This window comes from Bradyrhizobium sp., from assembly GCF_016213215.1.
Taxonomy (GTDB): Bacteria; Pseudomonadota; Alphaproteobacteria; order Rhizobiales; family Xanthobacteraceae; genus Bradyrhizobium.
In genome coordinates this window covers 1-18,597 of record NZ_JACRAW010000056.1, presented here as the reverse complement: position 1 = coordinate 18,597, position 18,597 = coordinate 1, and the positions used below count along the sequence as shown (strand labels likewise).

Annotated in this window: 18 protein-coding genes; 10 read left to right on the top strand and 8 right to left on the bottom strand. The window is 63.0% G+C overall.

All coding sequences use genetic code 11. The features are described 5' to 3' along the window. The first annotated feature begins 25 nt into the window (after window positions 1-25). On the top strand, window positions 26-1,681 hold the full coding sequence (locus HY852_RS10135; RefSeq protein ID WP_291604463.1) for a TRAP transporter large permease subunit: 1,656 nt from the start codon (window positions 26-28) through the stop codon (window positions 1,679-1,681). Between the two features lie 81 nt (window positions 1,682-1,762). Here the strand turns inward: HY852_RS10135 and HY852_RS10130 are convergent, their stop codons facing one another. The 4 genes from HY852_RS10130 to HY852_RS10115 form a co-directional block, all read right to left on the bottom strand. Then, complete coding sequence (locus HY852_RS10130) at window positions 1,763-2,851, bottom strand: TRAP transporter substrate-binding protein (RefSeq protein WP_291604462.1); 1,089 nt, start codon at window positions 2,849-2,851, stop codon at window positions 1,763-1,765. A gap of 166 nt (window positions 2,852-3,017) precedes the next feature. Next, window positions 3,018-4,109 carry a TRAP transporter substrate-binding protein gene (locus HY852_RS10125; protein ID WP_291604460.1) on the bottom strand — a complete coding sequence of 364 codons (1,092 nt, stop codon included), beginning with the start codon at window positions 4,107-4,109 and terminating at the stop codon, window positions 3,018-3,020. A gap of 198 nt (window positions 4,110-4,307) precedes the next feature. Beyond that, window positions 4,308-5,423, bottom strand: a complete 1,116-nt coding sequence (locus HY852_RS10120; RefSeq protein WP_291604457.1) for an Mrp/NBP35 family ATP-binding protein — start codon at window positions 5,421-5,423, stop codon at window positions 4,308-4,310. Between the two features lie 56 nt (window positions 5,424-5,479). Next, a complete protein-coding gene (locus HY852_RS10115; protein ID WP_291604455.1) occupies window positions 5,480-5,914 on the bottom strand; it encodes a VOC family protein in 435 nt (144 codons plus the stop codon). A 207-nt stretch (window positions 5,915-6,121) separates the two neighbouring features. Between HY852_RS10115 and HY852_RS10110 the strand changes: the two genes are divergently transcribed. The 8 genes from HY852_RS10110 to HY852_RS10080 all read left to right on the top strand — a co-directional run bounded on the left by HY852_RS10110 (window position 6,122) and on the right by HY852_RS10080 (window position 13,264). Further along, the gene (locus tag HY852_RS10110; RefSeq protein WP_291604453.1) at window positions 6,122-6,991 is read left to right on the top strand and encodes an NAD(P)-dependent oxidoreductase; all 870 of its coding nucleotides are present in this window, start codon (window positions 6,122-6,124) and stop codon (window positions 6,989-6,991) included. Between the two features lie 129 nt (window positions 6,992-7,120). Next, window positions 7,121-8,401: a sodium:proton antiporter NhaD gene (nhaD, locus tag HY852_RS10105; RefSeq protein ID WP_291604451.1), complete on the top strand. Its 1,281-nt coding sequence runs from the start codon at window positions 7,121-7,123 to the stop codon at window positions 8,399-8,401. Window positions 8,402-8,567: 166 nt separating this feature from the next. Beyond that, a complete protein-coding gene (locus HY852_RS10100) occupies window positions 8,568-10,169 on the top strand; it encodes a HAMP domain-containing sensor histidine kinase (protein ID WP_291604449.1) in 1,602 nt (533 codons plus the stop codon). A gap of 41 nt (window positions 10,170-10,210) precedes the next feature. Further along, entirely contained in the window at window positions 10,211-10,414 is a 204-nt protein-coding gene (locus HY852_RS10095; RefSeq protein ID WP_291604447.1) for a DUF1289 domain-containing protein, read from the top strand. 22 nt (window positions 10,415-10,436) lie between these two features. Next, window positions 10,437-10,949, top strand: a complete 513-nt coding sequence (locus HY852_RS10090; protein WP_291604445.1) for a TIGR02281 family clan AA aspartic protease — start codon at window positions 10,437-10,439, stop codon at window positions 10,947-10,949. 216 nt (window positions 10,950-11,165) lie between these two features. Then, on the top strand, window positions 11,166-11,849 hold the full coding sequence (locus HY852_RS10085) for a DMT family transporter (RefSeq protein WP_367116356.1): 684 nt from the start codon (window positions 11,166-11,168) through the stop codon (window positions 11,847-11,849). Continuing rightward, window positions 11,819-12,184, top strand: a complete 366-nt coding sequence (locus HY852_RS27905; protein ID WP_367116355.1) for a DMT family transporter — start codon at window positions 11,819-11,821, stop codon at window positions 12,182-12,184. Before HY852_RS10085 ends, HY852_RS27905 begins: the two co-directional genes overlap by 31 nt. A gap of 768 nt (window positions 12,185-12,952) precedes the next feature. After that, window positions 12,953-13,264: a hypothetical protein gene (locus tag HY852_RS10080; RefSeq protein WP_291604443.1), complete on the top strand. Its 312-nt coding sequence runs from the start codon at window positions 12,953-12,955 to the stop codon at window positions 13,262-13,264. A gap of 83 nt (window positions 13,265-13,347) precedes the next feature. On the opposite strand, the gene HY852_RS10075 is transcribed toward HY852_RS10080, so the two are convergent. The 4 genes from HY852_RS10075 to HY852_RS10060 all read right to left on the bottom strand — a co-directional run bounded on the left by HY852_RS10075 (window position 13,348) and on the right by HY852_RS10060 (window position 16,858). Continuing rightward, entirely contained in the window at window positions 13,348-13,737 is a 390-nt protein-coding gene (locus tag HY852_RS10075; protein WP_291604441.1) for an MAPEG family protein, read from the bottom strand. A gap of 230 nt (window positions 13,738-13,967) precedes the next feature. Next, window positions 13,968-14,978, bottom strand: coding sequence for a tRNA dihydrouridine(20/20a) synthase DusA (gene dusA / locus HY852_RS10070; protein WP_291604439.1), 1,011 nt, complete (start codon window positions 14,976-14,978; stop codon window positions 13,968-13,970). 91 nt (window positions 14,979-15,069) lie between these two features. Continuing rightward, window positions 15,070-16,329: a beta-ketoacyl-ACP synthase II gene (fabF, locus tag HY852_RS10065; protein ID WP_291604438.1), complete on the bottom strand. Its 1,260-nt coding sequence runs from the start codon at window positions 16,327-16,329 to the stop codon at window positions 15,070-15,072. A gap of 1 nt (window position 16,330) precedes the next feature. Beyond that, the gene (locus HY852_RS10060) at window positions 16,331-16,858 is read right to left on the bottom strand and encodes a helix-turn-helix domain-containing protein (protein ID WP_291604437.1); all 528 of its coding nucleotides are present in this window, start codon (window positions 16,856-16,858) and stop codon (window positions 16,331-16,333) included. 107 nt (window positions 16,859-16,965) lie between these two features. Here HY852_RS10060 and HY852_RS10055 point away from each other — a divergent pair, with 107 nt between their 5' ends. Beyond that, the gene (locus tag HY852_RS10055; RefSeq protein ID WP_291604436.1) at window positions 16,966-18,540 is read left to right on the top strand and encodes a rhodanese-like domain-containing protein; all 1,575 of its coding nucleotides are present in this window, start codon (window positions 16,966-16,968) and stop codon (window positions 18,538-18,540) included. Window positions 18,541-18,597: the final 57 nt, after the last annotated feature.

Sequence of the window (18,597 nt, the reverse complement as noted above, 5' to 3'; positions counted from 1 at the left end):
CCGATCGGCGCATCCAGGGGGACTAATGACCGCGTTTATCATCGCCAATCTGGCGCCGATCATGTTCGCCTCGCTGGTGATCGTGCTGCTGCTCGGTTACCCCGCAGCCTTCTCGCTCGGCGCCGTCGGCCTCGCCTTCGCCGTCATCGGCGTCGAGCTCGGACAGTTTCATCCCGACTTCCTGCAGGCACTGCCCGAGCGCGTCTACGGCGTGATGAACAACGACACGCTGCTCGCGATCCCCTTCTTCACGTTCATGGGGCTGGTGCTCGAACGCTCCGGCATGGCCGAAGACCTGCTCGACACCATCGGTCAACTGTTCGGCACGATCCGCGGCGGCCTCGCCTATGCCGTGGTGTTCGTCGGCGCACTGCTGGCGGCGACGACCGGTGTGGTCGCGGCATCCGTGATCTCGATGGGCCTGATCTCGCTGCCGATCATGCTGCGCTACGGCTACGACCGGCGCATGGCGACCGGCATCATCGCGGCTTCCGGCACGCTCGCGCAGATCATTCCGCCCTCCCTCGTTCTGATCGTGATGGCCGACCAGCTCGGCAAGTCCGTCGGCGATATGTACGAAGGTGCGTTCATTCCGGGGATCGTACTCGCCGGCTTATATGCCGGATACGCCTTCCTCGTCACCTTGATCTTCCCCAATGCGGCTCCGGGCCTGCCCAAGGAAGCGATCGGCTTTCGCGAAGACAGCGGCAGCCGCGGCCTGACCTCGCTCGGTGTGCTGGCGCTCGCCAGCGCCGTATTCGGCTGGCTGATGATGCGTAATTCGGAGGCGCGCGGAGCCGATTACGTCGTGCTTTGCATGTTCTGGGGCATCCTGTTCGCCTTCTTCATTGCCGTGATCAACTGGGCGATCGACAAGCTCACCGGCTTCCGCTTCCTGTCGCGCATGGCGCAGCAGACGACCTTCGTGATGGTGCCGCCGCTGTTCCTGATCTTCCTGGTGCTCGGCACCATCTTCATCGGCGTTGCCACCCCGACCGAAGGCGGCGCGATGGGCGCCTCGGGAGCGCTGATCCTGGGCGCGATGAAACGCCGCCTGAGCTGGGACCTGATCCGTCAGGCCATCGAGTCGACGGCAAAGCTGTCCGCCTTCGTCGTATTCATCCTGGTCGGCGCCCGCGTGTTCTCGCTGACCTTCTACGGCGTCAACGGCCACGTCTGGGTAGAGCATCTCTTGACCTCCCTGCCCGGCGGTCAGATCGGCTTCCTGATCTTCGTCAATGCCTTCGTGTTCGTGCTGGCGTTCTTCCTCGACTTCTTCGAGCTCGCCTTCATCGTGATCCCGCTCCTGGGGCCGGCAGCCGAAAAGCTCGGCATCGACCTGATCTGGTTCGGTGTGATCCTCGGCGTCAACATGCAGACTTCCTTCATGCACCCGCCGTTCGGCTTTGCGCTGTTCTACCTGCGCTCGGTCGCGCCAAAGGAGCCGTATATCGACCGCGTCACCGGCAAGCGGATGGAGCCGGTCACGACGGGCCAGATCTATTGGGGCGCGGTGCCTTTCGTAGTCATACAGGTCATCATGGTGCTGCTGGTGATCATGTTCCCGGCCATGGTGATGCACTACAAGGGCACGCTGTCGACCGTCGATCCCAGCACGATCAAGATCGAGGTGCCGCAGATCGAGCTGCCGCCGCTCGATCTGGGCCCACCCAGGCAGTAGCGGCGCGTCGACCAAAGCAGGTTCAAAAAACCCGGGGCTTTCGCTCCGGGTTTTTTTCGATTTTGCCGGGATTATCTAAGGTCAGCTCTGCGACGCGCGCGCCATGAAGTTGTCGTAACCCACTTCAGCCACCTGGAACCATTGATAGCCGTTATTGGCGAAGCTCGTCAGCGACTCGTACACTTTCTTGAAGTCGGCGTTGCCGGCCGAGACCTCGTTGTGCAACTCCCTTGCCGCCTTCAAGCAGGCCACCATGATCTCGGGTGAGAACGGATGAAGCTTGGCGCCACCCGCGATCAGCCGGCGCAGCGCAGGCGGGTTGCCCTGGTCGTACCTCGCCATCATCCAGTTGTTGGAGTAGTGGCCGGCCTGCTCAAGAACGCTTTGATAGTACTTCGGCAGTGCATTCCACTTGTCGAGGTTGACGAAGGCGAGCAGCATCGGCCCGCCTTCCCACCAGCCAGGGTAGTAGTAGTGCGGCGCGACCTTGTAGAAGCCGAGCTTCTCGTCGTCATAGGGACCGACCCATTCGGCGGCGTCGATGGTGCCCTTTTCGAGTGCCGGATAGATGTCGCCGCCCGCAATCTGCTGCGGGACCGCCCCGAGCTTCTGCAACACCCGGCCCGCGAAGCCGCCGATGCGGAATTTCAGTCCGCTGAAATCTTGGGGCGTCTTGACCTCCTTGCGAAACCAGCCGCCCATCTGGCAACCGGTGTTGCCGGCCAGCAGCGAAACGACATTGTACTTCTTGTAGAACGCGTTGAGGACGTCCCTGCCCCCGCCCAGCATGTACCACGCCTGGTTGATGCGCATGTTGGGACCAAACGGCACCGCTGAACCGAAGGTAAAGGTCGGGTCCTTGCCGAAATAGTAGTAGGAGGCGGTGTGGCCGATTTCGCAGGTGCCGTTCTGCACGGCGTCGAGCACCTGCAATCCGGGGACGATTTCGCCGCCGGCAAATGTCTGGATCTGGAATTTGTTGTCGGTCGCTTCCGCAACCATTTTGGCCATCATTTCGGCACCGCCGTACAGGGTGTCGAGCGACTTCGGCCAGCTCGTCGGCATTCGCCATTTTATTTCAGGCATGGACTGCGCGATCGCTGGAGCGGCTATGGTTGCCGCTCCCGCCACGCCCAGTCCGGTGACTTTGATAAAATCTCGTCGCTTCATGAATTTCCTCCCGCTTTGCTGCGTCGATTGAGCCTTCTTTGTGAGGCGTAGGGTCAGCATGGAGCATCCTTTTACCGATTTCCATCGGAACTAAGGTCTCACACACGCAAAAAGCCCGGCCTCTATGCGAGGCCGGGCTTTCCGGTCGAGTGGTCTTAGGCCGTGATCAGCCGCGGGTGCGCGAGCGGATCATGAAGCTGTCGTAGGTGTACTCGGCGACCTGCCACCACAGGTACTGGTCCGAACGATAGGCCTGCATGGCGTCGATCACTTTCTTGAATTCGGCGTTCTTGGCCGAGATCTCCGCCCACAGTTCGTTGGTCGCCTTGAGGCAGGCCTCCAGGACCTCGTTGGTGAACGGACGCAGCTGCGTGCCGCTGGCCACGAGGCGCTTCAGCGCGGCCGGGTTCAGCATGTCATAGCGCGCCGCCATCCAGGAGTTGGTGTGGACAGCCGCATTGGTCAGGATCGTCTGATAGCTCTTCGGCAGCTCGTTCCACTTGTCGAGGTTGGCGAAGGCGTGGACGGTCGGGCCGCCTTCCCACCAGCCGGGATAATAGTAGTACTTGGCGACCTTGGCGAAGCCGAGCTTTTCGTCGTCATAAGGACCGACCCATTCGGCGGCATCGATCGTGCCCTTTTCAAGCGACGGGTAGATGTCGCCACCGGCGAGCTGCTGCGGTACCACGCCGAGCTTCTGCAGGACCTGGCCCGCGATGCCGCCGATGCGGAATTTCAGGCCGGACAGATCGGCAACGGTCTTGATCTCCTTGCGGAACCAGCCGCCCATCTGCGTGCCGGTGTTGCCGCAGGGGAAAGCAATCGCGTTGGCGTTCTTCTTGTAGAACTCGTTGGCGAGCTCCATGCCGCCGCCCTGATAAAGCCAGGAGTTCTGCTGGCGCGCGTTCAGGCCGAACGGCACCGCCGAAAAGATCGCATAGGTCGGGTCCTTGCCGACGTAATAGTAGGACACGGTGTGGCACATCTCGACGGTGCCCTTCGAGGTCGCGTCCAGCGCCTGCAGTCCGGGTACGATTTCGCCGGCCTGGAAGACCTGGATCTGAAACTTGTTGTCGGTCATCTCGGCAACTTGCTTCGCCAGATATTCGGCGCCGCCGTAGATCGTATCGAGCGACTTCGGGAAGCTCGAGGTCAGGCGCCACTTCACCTCGGGCGCAGACTGTGCGATCGCCGGCGAAGCCACAGCGGTCGCCGCCGCGCCTGCTGCCGACACTTTCAAGAAATCACGACGCTTCATTCAGATATCTCCTTGCTGGGGCGGTTTCCCCTGGTTCTGCTATAGGCCGTATTGGTTTCGGCGATGCGATAGCCGCGTCGAACCGAAGGCGGTCTGGCGGGTGGCGTTTATCACGGAGCGAGGCTCTCGGAAACGCAACATTGGCGTCAGGTGGGACTCGACCAAAGTCGAATCCCGGCGAGCCGGCGGAAACGACCTTCAGGCTGCGACGACCCCCTTGAGCTGGTCCCGAACCTTGGTCGCGATGGCCCGATAGACCGCGGCATGGGGACCGTCCGGCTCGCTCTCCACCACCGGGTTACCTGCATCCGAGGTGGAGCGGATCTCCATGTGCAGCGGTATTTCGCCCAGGAACGGCACGCCCAGCCGCTCCGCCTCAAGGCGCGCCCCGCCATGGCCGAAAATGTCCGACCGCGTCCCGCAATGCGGGCATTGGAAATAGCTCATGTTCTCGACAATACCCAGGACCGGCACGTCGACCTTCCTGAACATCGCAAGCCCCCGGCGCGCATCGATCAGCGACAGATCCTGCGGGGTGGACACGATCACGGCCCCCTTCAGGGGCACGTTCTGGGCCAGCGTGAGCTGCGCATCGCCCGTGCCCGGCGGCATGTCGACCACGAGGACATCCAGGGTCCCCCACTCGACGTCGCGCAGCATCTGGGTGATGGCCGACATTACCATCGGACCACGCCAGATCATCGCCATCTCCTCCTCGACCAGGAAGCCGATCGACATCACCGCGAGCCCGAATCGCTTGATCGGGATCATCTTGCGGTCGGCGTTGAGCTCCGGCCTTTCGTGAATGCCGGTCAGGCGGGGGATCGAGGGCCCGTAGATGTCGGCGTCGAGCAACCCGACTTTCAGTCCGAGGTCGCGCAGGCCGAGCGCAAGATTGAGCGCGGTCGTTGACTTGCCGACGCCGCCCTTGCCCGAGGCTACCGCGATGACGGCGCCTACACCCGGGATTTCCGCCTGCCGCGACATCGGCGAGGTGTCGCCCTGCGGCGGCCGATGGGCAGCCTCCGGTTTTACGCCGCCAGCGCGGCCGGACGGCGCGGCGCCGGGCTTGCGCTCGGCGGTGAGCGCGACCAGCGCGGTGGTTACCCCGGGAATGGCTCGCACCGCACTTTCTGCCTGCGCGCGCACACTTTCCCAGGCCCGCGCCTCGGCGGCATCGACATTGATGGAGAAGAACACCTTGCCGTCATTCACCACGACGGCCGAGAGCACATTGGCGTTCGTCAGCGCGACACCGCGCGGCGACTTTATCTTGGAAAGCGAGTCCAGAACCTGTTGCTGTGTTACGCCCAAAGCGCATCTCCTGCCGACATTGCGACGCGACCCATAGAGCGAATGAGCTCAAAATGCTACTGGCTGCCAATGTCGCCCGCAGCCTGTGCGGGCGCCGACCCCTCTTCCCTGGCCGCCTCGAAGTTGAGCTCTATCATCACCCCGTTGGGGTCGCGGACGAAGATCTGCCAGAGCTCGCCCCCGGGCACCTGCCGCGCCTCGTATTGCACGCCCCTGGACTGAAGCCGCTGCTTCATGTCCGCAAAGCCCCGGCTTGCGAAGGCAACGTGATGGACAACGCCGGAATCGGGCTTTTGTGGCTCGTCGGTGGGGGAAATATCGACCAGATGGACCACCGGCCTGCCCTCGCTGTACATCCACGCCCCCGGAAACGCGAAGTTCGGGCGCCTGCCGTTTTGCAGGCCCAGGACGTCCTCATAGAACCGGACCGTCTCGGTGAGCTTGCGGGTCCGGATGTTGAAATGATCCAACACCCCTATGCTCAAGGCCATGGGTCGCTCCTCCCGTCTTTGGATCCTGCTTGGAAGCCATCGTAGCACGGGCCACCCGTTGCCCGCCAAACGAAGGCGTTGCCCTCGCCGATCCCTGGTTTATGGTGCGCCTTCCACCGCCGCGGGCGGAACCTCGTGTAGGAACCCTTCAAGAACATAGCCGGGAAATGCCGGCAAAACCCCCAAGGTACAGACAAGGTTACACACATGGCAAAAGTCGCTTTTCTCGGTCTCGGCGTGATGGGCTTCCCGATGGCTGGACACCTCGTGAAGAAGGGCGGTCACGAGGTCACCGTCTACAACCGCACGGCGGGCAAGGCGCAAGCCTGGGCCGAGAAGTTCGGTGGGCGCACGGCGCCGACCCCGCAGGCCGCCGCGGAAGGACAGGATTTCGTCATGTGCTGCGTCGGCAATGACACCGACCTTCGCTCGGTCACGCTCGGACCCAACGGCGCCTTCGCCGGGATCAGAAAGGGAGCGACCTTCGTCGACCACACCACCGCTTCCGCGGAAGTCGCGCGAGAACTCGACGCCGAAGCGCAAAGGCTCGGCTTCAAGTTCGTCGACGCCCCCGTCTCCGGTGGCCAGGCCGGCGCGGAAAACGGCGCGCTCACCGTCATGTGCGGTGGCGCCGAGGACGCCTATGCCGGCGCCGAGCCGATCATCGCGGCCTATGCCAGGATGTGCAAACGGCTCGGGCCCGCAGGTAGCGGCCAGCTCACCAAAATGGTCAACCAGATCTGTATCGCCGGCCTCGTTCAGGGACTGTCCGAAGGCATTCATTTCGCCAAGAAATCCGGCCTCGACGTTCACGCCGTGATCGACACCATCTCCAAGGGCGCCGCCCAGTCCTGGCAGATGGAGAACCGCTACAAGACCATGAACGACGGCAAATACGATTTTGGCTTTGCGGTCGAGTGGATGCGCAAGGACCTGTCGATCTGCATAGCCGAAGCGCGGCGCAACGGCGCCCACCTGCCGGTGACCGCGCTGGTCGACCAGTTCTATTCCGAAGTCGAGAAGATGGGCGGCAAGCGCTGGGACACCTCAAGCCTGCTCGCCCGGCTGGAACGCTGACAAGCTGGCGCGGACCCGTGTAACCGACGACGAGAAGGAACGTGATTGAACCTCGTTTGCGGCACCCGCTCCGGGCTCGATCGGACCGGGTTCGGCTTCGAATGATTGGGCGGCATTGGGGGACTTGATTTGCTTATAGTTATCGCCGGTATCTTCGTTGTGGCCTACGCGGCCATCGCGCTGGAACATCCCCTTGGCATCAACAAGAGCGCGTCCGCCCTGGTCGGCGCCGGCCTGCTCTGGACCTTGTACGCCGTCATGACGGGTGATCATGCCCTTGTCAGCCGGCAACTGAACGAGTCCGTCTCCTCGACCGCGCAGATCGTGTTCTTCCTGATCGGGGCGATGACGATCGTCGAAGTCATCGACGCGCACAACGGCTTCGAGGTGATCACTTCCCTGATCCGCACGACCCGGCAAGTCCGGCTGATGTGGCTCGTCGGCTTCGTGACCTTCTTCCTCAGCGCGATCCTGGACAACCTTACGACGACCATTGTCATGATCTCACTGGTCCAGAAGCTGCTCGGAAACCAGAAGGATCGGCTGCTGTTCGCCTCGATGATCGTGATCGCCGCCAATGCCGGCGGCGCCTGGACCGTGATCGGCGACGTCACCACGACCATGCTCTGGATCGGCGGCCAGATTTCGCCCGTCAACATCATGCAGTCGCTTTTCCTGGCTTCGCTCGTGAACCTGATTGTACCTCTCCTTGTCGTCAGCTTCCGGCTCAAAGGCAAGGAGATCGTGGCGCCGTCGCGGCTGGAAAGCCGGCGGCCCGATATCGAAGTGTTCGAGCGCAACCTGATGTTCTATCTCGGGCTCGGCACACTGATAGCGGTCCCCGCCTTCAAGGCGGTGACGCATCTTGCGCCGTTCATGGGAATCCTGTTCGGGCTTGGCATTCTCTGGCTGGTCGGCGAGATCGTCCATCGCCACAAGGAGGAGGACGTGCGCCGTCCCCTCACCCTGGTACATGCGCTCGGCCGCATTGACATGAGCGCCGTCGTGTTCTTCGTCGGCATCCTGCTTGCGGTGGCTTGCCTCGAGCACGCGCACGTCCTGCAACTGGTCGCCAATTGGCTCGATACCAACATCGGCCGCCAGGACATCATCGTCATCCTGCTCGGCCTGCTCAGCGCGATCGTGGACAACGTGCCGCTGGTTGCGGCGACCATGGGCATGTACGACATCGCCCAATACCCGCCCGACAGCTTCATCTGGGAGTTCATTGCCTATTGCGCCGGCACCGGCGGTTCGATCCTGATCATCGGCTCGGCGGCAGGGGTAGCCGCCATGGGGCTCGAGAAGATCGAGTTCATCTGGTATGCGCGCCGCATCGCCGGCCCCGCCCTGCTCGGCTATCTCGGCGGCGCCATTGTCTACATCGTCCAGTACCAGATCATGCACTGACCGCGGACGGCCTCTCCACGCTGCCGCGGGGGCGGACTCAACGGTTGATTTAACCGTTCGTTAACGTGATTCCTTAGCTTCTTAAGGCAGCTCTTAAGATTTTCGGGCCACAGATAGACAATGCAGAAGGCCCGTGCCGAACGGCGGGCAGGAATTGTGTTGCTTGATGAGTAACCCCGCTGAAACGCCTGAGGTTGTGCAGCTTCCGGCTGAAGCGCCGGACCCGCCGCCGGTGAGCAACCGCAGGGCCGCGGCGCAGCGCGTTCGCGAGGCCCGCGACCGGTTAACGTCAACCAGCGGGACGCGGCCGGCATTCGACAGCGAACTGCTCCGGCAATACGCGCAGACGCGCATCTCGGCTTCCTACATCGTGATGCTGCTCGTGGTCGCCAGCGGCGCCTTGTTCAGCGTCTGGATAAAGCCGATACCCGCGGCGGCCTGGACCTGCGGCGCGCTGTTGATCCACTTCGCCATCATCCGCCACTGCCGCCGCTTCCTCGCCGAGCCGACCTCGCCGGCCGGCACGCGCAAGTGGCGCACGCGATTTATCCTGCTCGACCTGCTCTATGGCCTGTGCTGGATGATGATGCTGATCCATCCGGCACAAGACACGGTCTCAGGCACGCTGATGATGTTCCTGATGCTGCTGGTGATCGCCGTATCGAGCATGCTCTCGGCCAATCTGCCGATCGCTGCGCTGGCGGCCACCATACCGGTGGCATTGGCGATCATGCTGAGCTTCGTGATCAGCGGCACGCTGGACAACTACATCCTCGCGGCGCTTGCGCTCACCGCCGAAGGCTATTTCGCGCTGCTGGCCCACCGCCTCCACTCGACGACGCTCGCGACCATGCAAGCGAGAGCGGAGAAGGACGCCCTCATCGGGGAACTGGAACAGGCCAAGGCCATCTCGGACGAGGCGCGCCACCGCGCCGAAGCCGCCAACGTGGCCAAATCGCGTTTTCTCGCCCAGATGAGTCACGAATTGCGCACGCCGCTGAACGCCATCCTCGGGTTCTCGGAGGTGATGAAGAGCGAGATTTTCGGCCCCCATGCCGTGCCGGTCTACAAGGAATACTCCGCCGACATTCATAATTCCGGCGTGCACCTGCTCAACCTCATCAACGAGATTCTCGACTTGTCGCGCATCGAGGCGGGGCGCTACGAACTGAACGAGGAAGCGGTGTCGCTGGCGAACGTCGTTGCCGACTGCCATCATCTGATGAAGCTGCGCGCCTCCAATCGCGACATCACCATCCACGAAGTCTTCGAGCGGGGCATGCCGAGGATCTGGGCGGACGAGCGCGCAATCCGGCAGGTGGTGCTCAACCTGTTGTCCAACTCGATCAAGTTCACCCCGCAGGGCGGCGAGATCTGGCTGAAGGTGGGATGGACCGCCTCGGGCGGACAGTATCTGTCCGTCAAGGACACCGGCTCGGGAATTCCCGAGAACGAAATCCCGGTCGTGCTCGCCTCCTTCGGCCAAGGTTCGAATTCGATCAAGTCGGCCGAACAGGGCGCGGGTCTGGGCCTGCCGATTGCCAAGAACCTCATCGACCTGCACGGCGGCACGTTCACGCTGAAATCGAAATTGCGCATCGGCACCGAGGTGATCGTCACCTTCCCGCCCGAGCGCGTGATGTCGGCGCTCGCCCCATTGGCGGAAGACGGCCCGCCGCTGCAGCCGGAAAGCTACAGCGTCTCCGTCACCGACGTGAGGCGTCGGCCGCGCAACAAGCCGATCATGAGCGCAGGTACGGGAGCATAGGATCTTGCGCGCGCACCCGATGATCCGTCACTATTGCAAGGATGAGCAACGAAACGCCGTGCATCGCAGTCTGTGTGATCGATCCGCAGACCAGGCTTTGTTTCGGTTGCGGGCGAACGCTTTCCGAGATCGCGCGCTGGCCCGCGATGGAAAGCGCCGAGCGGCTCGAACTGATGGGCCTGTTGCCCTCGCGCATGCAAGCGGCCGGACTGGTTTCGACCAAACCGCGCGGCACGCCCGGCTGATCGCACGGCAGGGAGGCGAACGATGAGCCGCCTCATCCTGGTACTGATCCTGCTCACTGCAACCGCCGGGGCCGTCGTCGCCTACAAGGACCCCGAACAGGTCGCGCGCGCCAGCGACACGGTGTCGGACCTGCTGCGTCACGGTCCCACCGCAGCCTCGCGCGCAGTCGAGATCAAGCGAGGCCGGGGCGGCGAATTCGCGCTGCGGGCCAAGATCAACGGCGTAACCGTGCCGATGGTGATCGACACCGGCGCGACGTCGGTGGTGTTGACCTACGAGACCGCGAAGGCCGCCGGGCTGCCGCTCGAGCTGCTCGCTTATGATGTCGACGTCGAGACCGCCGGCGGACACACCAAGGCGGCGCGCCTGACGCTCGACCGTCTCGCAATCGGCAAACTGGTCGAGCGATCGGTGCCCGCGCTCGTGGTGCCGCACGGACAGATGAAGACCAATTTGCTCGGCATGAGCTTTCTCGACCGTCTCGAGCGCTGGGAAGTCCGCGCCGATCGCCTGATGCTGCGCGGCTATCCCTGAGGCCCTGCGGGAGGGACCGGGGCGTGTACCCATAAACGTCGGAAGGTAGAGCTGAGGTCTCCCCGCTTGGCCGTCATCGACGGGTTATGACCCGGAGCTGACAGCCTAGCCAGCTCGCGGCATGCGCGCCGTCAGAACTTGATATTCATCCGTGCTATATGGCACGCATCAACCAAGAATGCATGGTACTGTTTAGAAGCGCCGGTCGAGTTACCTTTGTCTGAAAGCGGAAGAAATCTGGCTGCGTCCAAATTCCCCTCGTTGTCCAGCTTTGCAACGATGCTGTTGCTTGCCGTCATGTGGGGGCTTTCGATCCCCGTGACCAAGCTAGGCCTCCAGACGCTGCCACCGCTCACTCTTACCGCGCTCCGTTTCGCGATCGCCGTGCCCTTCTTCGTCCTCTTTACGCTGGGAGCGCGAAAGATGGCCTGGCGATCAATGCCGAAGGTGGCGACTCTTGGTGTGCTGGGGATTGGCGTTGGCCAGGTCGCCCAGTCTTTCGGCATTGTGGATACTTCGGCATCTGTAGCCACGATGATTTCGGCGACCATCCCGGTCTTCGTCGTGCTGTTCGCAGCAGCAAGGCTCAAGCAAACTGTATCGGGTTGGCAAAGGCTGGGACTACTTGCCGCCTTCCTCGGGATCGCGCTGGTAGCCGTGGGCGATGGGCGCGGTATGGACGAGCTTCTTGGTTCAAGCGCATTGGGCGCGGCGTGGGTATTGCTTTCCGCCGTCACCATAGCCTTCTATTACGTCTGGAGCCTCGAATTGTCAGATGCCTACGGCACCGCAACTGTCGCCTCGTGGAGTACGTTCTTTGGCTTTCTAGCGCTTTGTCCTTTCGCAGGATTGGAGATGTGGCGCGTCCCATGCATCTCACACTGGAAGCTGTGGCAGTAGTGGCCTACTTGGGCTTGGCCGTCACAATTGCGGGCCTCTTTATTTGGCTCCACCTGCTGCGCACCGTTCCCGCGCCAGTTGCCACGAGTGTTCAATTCCTTCAGCCAGTCGTCGGCGTCATTGCGTCGGCTGTGGTGTTCGGAGACACGATGGGCCCGCTATTCGTTGCAGGTGTAATATTGGTCCTTGCGGGTCTTGCTCTGTGCGCGACGCCAAATCGCCTGCGCCCTAAATCCGTTTCTGGCCCGAGGCTTCCTGACTCGGTCCTCATCCAAGGGTCGGCTGTAGAGTGCAGACCGGAAACGGTCTTCGAAAAGCATGGCCGACCCAACTAAAACATCGAAAACAACCCCATGCAAAGTAGCATCGCAGTTGCAAGGACGCTTGGGGCGACGCGAAGACGTTTGACACGTCGGGCAAATCAACATCAGAATTCCATGATCGCGCCGCACGATCACGTGGTCAGTGCGAGAGCGTGCACTCCGGACCCCCATCGATCGAAGGACGCCAGCCCGTCAGGTTGCGTGTGCAATGAGCCATTCAGCTACTTGAGCACATCATCGCTGTAGCAGACGAGCCCTGGCGCGACTTGCCTGTCACGGTTTGCAGAACCCTGGACTTTCCGCAATTGAACCAACACGAAATCCGGCCACACTAAGAACCAACCAGCGCAAGCATTCCTGGCACTCTGCTGGTCAAAGGTTGAGCATCACGAAATCGCGTAGATTGAGCTCACTGGTGATGCAATGTTGCCGATCCTGACATCCGACTTGTATAGATATTTGGCCCTCGCAGTGATGCTGCTGGCGATACTATTCGGATATCGCAAGGGACGAGACGTGGTTTCTGCAAGCCGTCAGTCGCTTGCCTGGACTCAAGTTCCTCTAATTGCGTTTGCGATAGCTTCGATCGGTCCGAGCGCCCTCGCTATAATTATCTATCTTGGCTACAGGTTCGGCCTAATCCAGCCCCCACCCTCCGGGTATGGTTTTTCAATATTCATCCGAGACCTGCCATTCGATTTCGCAGTACTAAACTGGGGATTTGTCGCTCTATACTTGACTTGTCGCCTGTGGCCGAATTTCGGCTCGGCCCGATCCGCGATGTGGCTTTCCGTGGTCGCGATGTCGCTCCCAAATGTCTTGTTGTTTCGCCTGGCTTGGGAGATGGTTTCCAATGTCTTCGACGTTGGGCAAGGCATTGGCGTTATCGAAGCCATGCTCAGCATGCCGATCACCACGACTATTTGGCCCGGCAGACATCCTGCTATTCTTGATGCCGGTTTCGGCATTGGTTTTGTCATCTCTGCGCTCACGGCGCCCATACCACTTTTCGGTTTGATCGGTTGGCTTGCAGGACAAGCAATTGGATGGACCGCCTCCAATTTTCGACGAAGAACATCTGTGCGGTCTTAGTCCACTTTGGTCCAAGCTCGACCTGCAAGTCGGCTTCAGCGTCGCCTTCCGAGCGCAAAGCGAACGCGATCGAGAACACGCCCTCAGGCGAACCAGCGATAGACGATCAGCAGCGCTGCGGCGCCGATGACAACGCAGGTCAAGGTGTACCCAACGACTCGCATCAGGATCGGCTCCGGCTGCTTCGATACGCCATAGGCATGCAGCACTCGCGAACATAGCAGCACGCCGCCGAGGCCGTGAACGAGGATGGCCTGGGCGCCCATCGCTTCTCCGAAGGCCAATAGCAGCAGGGCAAACGGTACGTTCTCAGCGAAGTTGGCGTGCGCGCGAATCTGTCGCGCCAAGAGTTCATCGCCCTGCCCGAGATATTCCTGGCGCCGCCATCGCGTCAGGGCGACACGAAGGCTGAGGGTCAGAAATACCGCTGCGAGCAGCGCGGCATAGAGGGCACTGATACGGGGAAGGACCATGTTGCCGGAGCCAGTGTCGTGTCTCTGACCTCTACTTCAGTCCACGTCATTCCGGTGCGCCGCGAAGCGGCGGGCTGCGATGTGTAATTGCACATCGGAGAATCCATAACCACCGCCGGTGACTATGGATTCCGGGCTCCCTCGCTGCGCTCGGGCCCCGGAATGACGGAATGAACCGTTGGAGCCACAACACTAGAGCGCGGGCGCGGGAATGCAATCGGGATGTGCGGCTACGCCGCGATCTGCGCCTCTGCGCGGTTCTCGACCAGCGCGATCGCTTCCTGCAACACCTCGACACCGGCGCCCGGCTTGACGCCGTGCTCGGCGAGATGGCGGCGGAAGGCGCGGGCGCCCGGCACGCCGAAATACGCACCGACGAAGTGGCGCGTGATCGCATGCAGCCGCGTGCCCCGCGCGAGCTCACGCTCGATGTAGGGCATCATCGCCTCGAACGCCTGCTTCATCGTCTGATGCGGCGCCGCTTCGCCGAACAGTTCGGGATCGACAGCCAGCAGCCGCCACGGCTCCTGATAGGCCGCCCGTCCCAGCATCACGCCGTCGACATGGGCGAGATGGGCCCTCGCCTCCTCGATGCCGGCGATGCCGCCATTGATGATGACCGGCACGTCAGGCATGGCGCGCTTGAGGCGATAGACCCTGTCATAGTCGAGCGGCGGAACGTCGCGGTTCTCCTTGGGCGACAGCCCGTTCAGCCAGGCCTTGCGGGCGTGCACGATCAGCGCATCCGCGCCCGCCTCGACGACGCCGCGCGCCAGGATGTCGAGCGCGGCTTCCGGATCCTGGTCGTCAATGCCGATCCGGCATTTCACCGTGACGGGAATCCTCACCGCGCGCTTCATGGCCGCAACGCAGCTCGCGACCAGCTCCGGCTCCGCCATCAGGCAGGCGCCGAAGCGGCCCTCCTTCACCCGGTCCGACGGGCAGCCGACATTGAGGTTGATCTCGTCATAGCCGAAATCCTCGCCGATCCTCGCGGCCTCCGCGAGGTCGCGCGGCTCCGATCCCCCGAGCTGGAGCGCAACGGGATGCTCGCTGGCATCGAAGGCGAGCAGCCGCCTCCGGTCGCCATGGATGACAGCGCCGGTCGTCAGCATCTCCGTGTAAAGCCGCGCCCGCCGCGTCAGCAGGCGATGGAAGACGCGACAGTGCGTATCGGTCCAGTCCATCATCGGTGCGATGGAGAAGATCGCCTGGTAGGATTTCGTCGATTTGTCGGTCATTTCATGGGCTTGTAGCCGTTTCCGGATACTTGAGGCCAGCTCTATTTTTCCTGCGCGGATGCCTTCGTCTATTGTCGAACCGAGCCGTTGGCTAGACGCGGCGGAAGATCACGCTGGCGTTGACGCCGCCGAAGCCGAAGCCGTTGGAGATGGCATGCTCCATCGCGAGCGGCCGCGCCACGCCTGATACGATGTCGATACCCTCGGCGAGCGGATCGGGATTTTCGAGGTTGAGCGTCGGCGGCGCGACCTGGTCGCGCAGGGCGAGAACGGTGAAGATCGCCTCCAGCCCTCCCGCGGCTCCCAGCAGATGACCTGTTGCGGATTTGGTGGCGCTGACGGCGATGCTGCGGTCGCGACCGAACAGCCCACCGATCGCGGCAAGCTCGCTTTCGTCGCCGGCCGGCGTGGACGTCGCATGCGCGTTCAGGTGCTGCAAATCGCCGGGCTGGAGCCGCGCCTGTCGCAGCGCGGCCTCCATGGCGCGGCGCGCGCCCTCGCCGTCGGGCGGACCCGATGTCATATGATGGGCGTCCGCAGTCGTGCCATAGCCCACGACCTCGGCGATCGGCGCAGCGCCGCGCGCCTGTGCATGTTCGAACTCCTCGACGACAAGGATCCCTGCGCCCTCGCCCATGACGAAGCCGTCCCGGTCGCGATCGAAGGGACGTGAGGCGCGGGTCGGTTCGTCGTTGAACCGGCTCGACAGCGCACGCGCGGCGGCAAATCCGCCCAGGCTGACCAGGTCGATGCAGGCCTCGGTGCCGCCGCAGATCGCAACGTCGGCTTCGCCTGCCCGGATCATGCGCGCGGCATCGCCGATCGCCTGCACGCTGGCGGCGCAGGCCGTGACCGGCGTACCCAGCGGCCCCTTGTAGCCGTATTTGATCGAGACCTGGCCCGCGGCGAGATTGGCCAGAAAAGAGGGGATCGTGAACGGCGACAACCGGCGCACGCCGCGCTGGTCGGTTGTTCGCACCGCTTCCACGATCGCCGGGAAGCCGCCGATGCCCGAGGCGATAATGGTCGCGGTGCGTTCCAGCGCCGCGGTGTCCTTCGGCAGCCATTGTGCCTGCGCGATGGCTTCTGCCGCCGCGAGCAGCGCGAACAGGATGAAGCGGTCCATCTTGCGTTGATCCTTTGCCGGCGCAGCCCGCGCCGGATCGAAACCGCCTTCCACGTCCTCGACCTTGCCCGGCACGAGGCCGGCAATCCGCGCCGGCAGCGCGAGTGACCATTCCGGCAAGACGCGCAGCCCGCTTTGCCCGGCGAGCAGGCGTCGCCAGGCCAGTTCGACTCCGCAACCCAGGGGAGATACGGCTCCCATCCCCGTGACCACGACGCGACGCATGTTAGCCTCCAGCCGGCGAGATATCGGGATTGATTTCAGGATTCATGGCTTTGAGCGAAGCGAGCCGCTTGCGCATCCCGCGGCTTGCGCGCGGTCCGGGCACGAGCACGGCATTCACGGGCGTGATCGGATGCATGTCGATGGCGTCGACCATGACCGGATCAAGCGCGCGAGTTTTGTCACGGCTCGCCAGCACGATGGCTTTGCCCCTGGGAGCCAGATGCTTGTTGCCCCACGCGAACAGCGCGACCAGCACGGGAAAGAAATCCCGTCCCTTCGGCGTCAGGAGATATTCGTAGCGCGGCGGGCGGTCATTGTAGCGGCGGCGGGTGAACATGCCGGCCGCCGTGAGATGGGCCAGACGCCGCGACAGGATGTTGGGCGCAATCCCGAGACTCTGCTGGAACTCGTCAAAGCGCGTCATGCCCTGGAATGCATCCCGCAGGATCAGGATGCTCCACCATTCTCCGACCGTTTCCAGCGCCCGGGCGGCCGGGCATTCCGTGCGAAATGAGGATTTCGGCTGCATGGCGGGACACGCCAGGCCAGTTACTTGCAAAATGCAAGTTACTCGTTCGCGGTTGACTCTTCGCTCCTCCATTTGACAGAGTGGCTGCGCACTGGAATGAGGTTCAGGTGACATCGACAACGACTCCGGCCGAGCTGCGGCGGCGCTGGCGCGCCGGCGAAGAAGTCGCGCTGATCGACGTGCGCGAGGAAGGTCCCTACTCGCTCGCGCATCCGTTCTTTGCCGTGTCGCTGCCGCTGTCGCAGATCGAGCTGCGTATCCTCGATCTCGTTCCGCGACCCGGCGCCCCGATCGTCGTGTATGACGACGGCGAAGGATACGCGGAACGGGCCGCCGCGCGCATCCGGGCGCTGGGTTACACCGACGTCTCGATTCTCGGCGGCGGGCTGAAAAGCTATGCGCGGGTCGGCGAAGTCTTCCGCGACGTCAATGTCCCGAGCAAGGCGTTCGGAGAGCTGGTCGAAGCCATCCGCCACACGCCTTCCCTGTCCGCCGACCAAGCCAAGGCGCTGATCGATACCGAGACCGATCTCGTCGTGCTCGATGCCCGCCGGTTCGAGGAATACCGCACCATGAGCATTCCGCGCGGCATCAGCGTTCCCGGCGGCGAGCTTGCCTTTCGCGCACGGGAGATCGCGCCTTCCCCGAGGACCACCATCATCGTCAACTGCGCGGGACGAACGCGCAGCATCATCGGCACGCAATCTCTGATCAATGCCGGCATTCCCAATCGGGTGTTCGCGCTGCGCAACGGCACCATCGGCTGGACACTCGCCGGGCATGCGGTCGAGCGCGGCAGGACCGATCGCTTCATGCAACGCCCCGCGGCCACCTATCCTTCGGCGCTCAAAGACGCGAAGGCCTGGGCCGAGCGCGTCGGCGTTAAGATTCTCGATCGGCGCACCTTCGATCGCTTCCTTTCCGAGGCCAACGAGCGCACGCTGCATCTTCTCGACGTGCGTACGCCGGAGGAATACGAACTCGGGCATCCGCCCGGCTTCACTTCAGCTCCCGGCGGGCAGCTCGTGCAGGCAACCGATGAATGGGTCGCGGTGCGCGGGGCGCGGCTGGTGCTGTTCGATGACGACGGCGTGCGCGCGCTCATGACCGCTTCCTGGCTGATCCAGATGGGCTGGGAAGCTCATGTCGTCGGACCGGATGTCATCCAGCCGATCGAGCAAGGCACGCGGGTGCCGCGCCGGCCGGCCCGGCCGCATCCGCTTCAGGCCGTAATCGAACTCGCAACTTTCGATGCAAACCGTGCCGGCTGGACCGTCATCGACCTGGCGCGCAGCCCGCACTATGCCGCCGGCCACATTCCCGGCGCGCACTTTGTACTGGCGTCGCGCTTTGCAGACGACCTGCCGCGCGTTCCCGGCGACGGACCGATCCTGCTCACGAGTTCCGATGGTGATGAAGCGCTGTTCGCGCTTTCCGACGCAGCCGCCTCGACGCCACGCGAGATCGCTGTACTGAAAGGCGGCACGCGCGCCTGGACCGACAGCGGGCGCCCGCTGGAGCAAAACCGTCATTCCTGGATTTCGCCCCCGGAGGACGTCTACAAGCGTCCCTATGAGGGAACGGACAACGCAGCCGCTGCCATGCAGGCCTATATCGACTGGGAGCTGCAGCTGGTTGCGCAGCTTGCCAACGACTCGGTTTCCAACTTCCACGTCGTCTGAGCGCGATTGACGCACTCTGACAGGTTGAGCGAAAGCCCAACCGGTGCCTTTACCCGC

Coding starts and splice junctions, on each gene's coding strand:
- HY852_RS10135 (WP_291604463.1), top strand. CDS start 26: ATGACCGCGTTTATCATCGCCAATCTGGCGCCGATCATGTTCGCCTCG.
- HY852_RS10100 (WP_291604449.1), top strand. CDS start 8,568: ATGAGTAACCCCGCTGAAACGCCTGAGGTTGTGCAGCTTCCGGCTGAA.
- HY852_RS10060 (WP_291604437.1), bottom strand. CDS start 16,858: ATGCAGCCGAAATCCTCATTTCGCACGGAATGCCCGGCCGCCCGGGCG.
- HY852_RS27905 (WP_367116355.1), top strand. CDS start 11,819: ATGCATCTCACACTGGAAGCTGTGGCAGTAGTGGCCTACTTGGGCTTG.
- dusA (WP_291604439.1), bottom strand. CDS start 14,978: ATGACCGACAAATCGACGAAATCCTACCAGGCGATCTTCTCCATCGCA.
- fabF (WP_291604438.1), bottom strand. CDS start 16,329: ATGCGTCGCGTCGTGGTCACGGGGATGGGAGCCGTATCTCCCCTGGGT.
- HY852_RS10090 (WP_291604445.1), top strand. CDS start 10,437: ATGAGCCGCCTCATCCTGGTACTGATCCTGCTCACTGCAACCGCCGGG.
- HY852_RS10110 (WP_291604453.1), top strand. CDS start 6,122: ATGGCAAAAGTCGCTTTTCTCGGTCTCGGCGTGATGGGCTTCCCGATG.
- HY852_RS10125 (WP_291604460.1), bottom strand. CDS start 4,109: ATGAAGCGTCGTGATTTCTTGAAAGTGTCGGCAGCAGGCGCGGCGGCG.
- HY852_RS10115 (WP_291604455.1), bottom strand. CDS start 5,914: ATGGCCTTGAGCATAGGGGTGTTGGATCATTTCAACATCCGGACCCGC.
- HY852_RS10095 (WP_291604447.1), top strand. CDS start 10,211: ATGAGCAACGAAACGCCGTGCATCGCAGTCTGTGTGATCGATCCGCAG.
- HY852_RS10075 (WP_291604441.1), bottom strand. CDS start 13,737: ATGGTCCTTCCCCGTATCAGTGCCCTCTATGCCGCGCTGCTCGCAGCG.
- HY852_RS10130 (WP_291604462.1), bottom strand. CDS start 2,851: ATGAAGCGACGAGATTTTATCAAAGTCACCGGACTGGGCGTGGCGGGA.
- HY852_RS10080 (WP_291604443.1), top strand. CDS start 12,953: ATGTGGCTTTCCGTGGTCGCGATGTCGCTCCCAAATGTCTTGTTGTTT.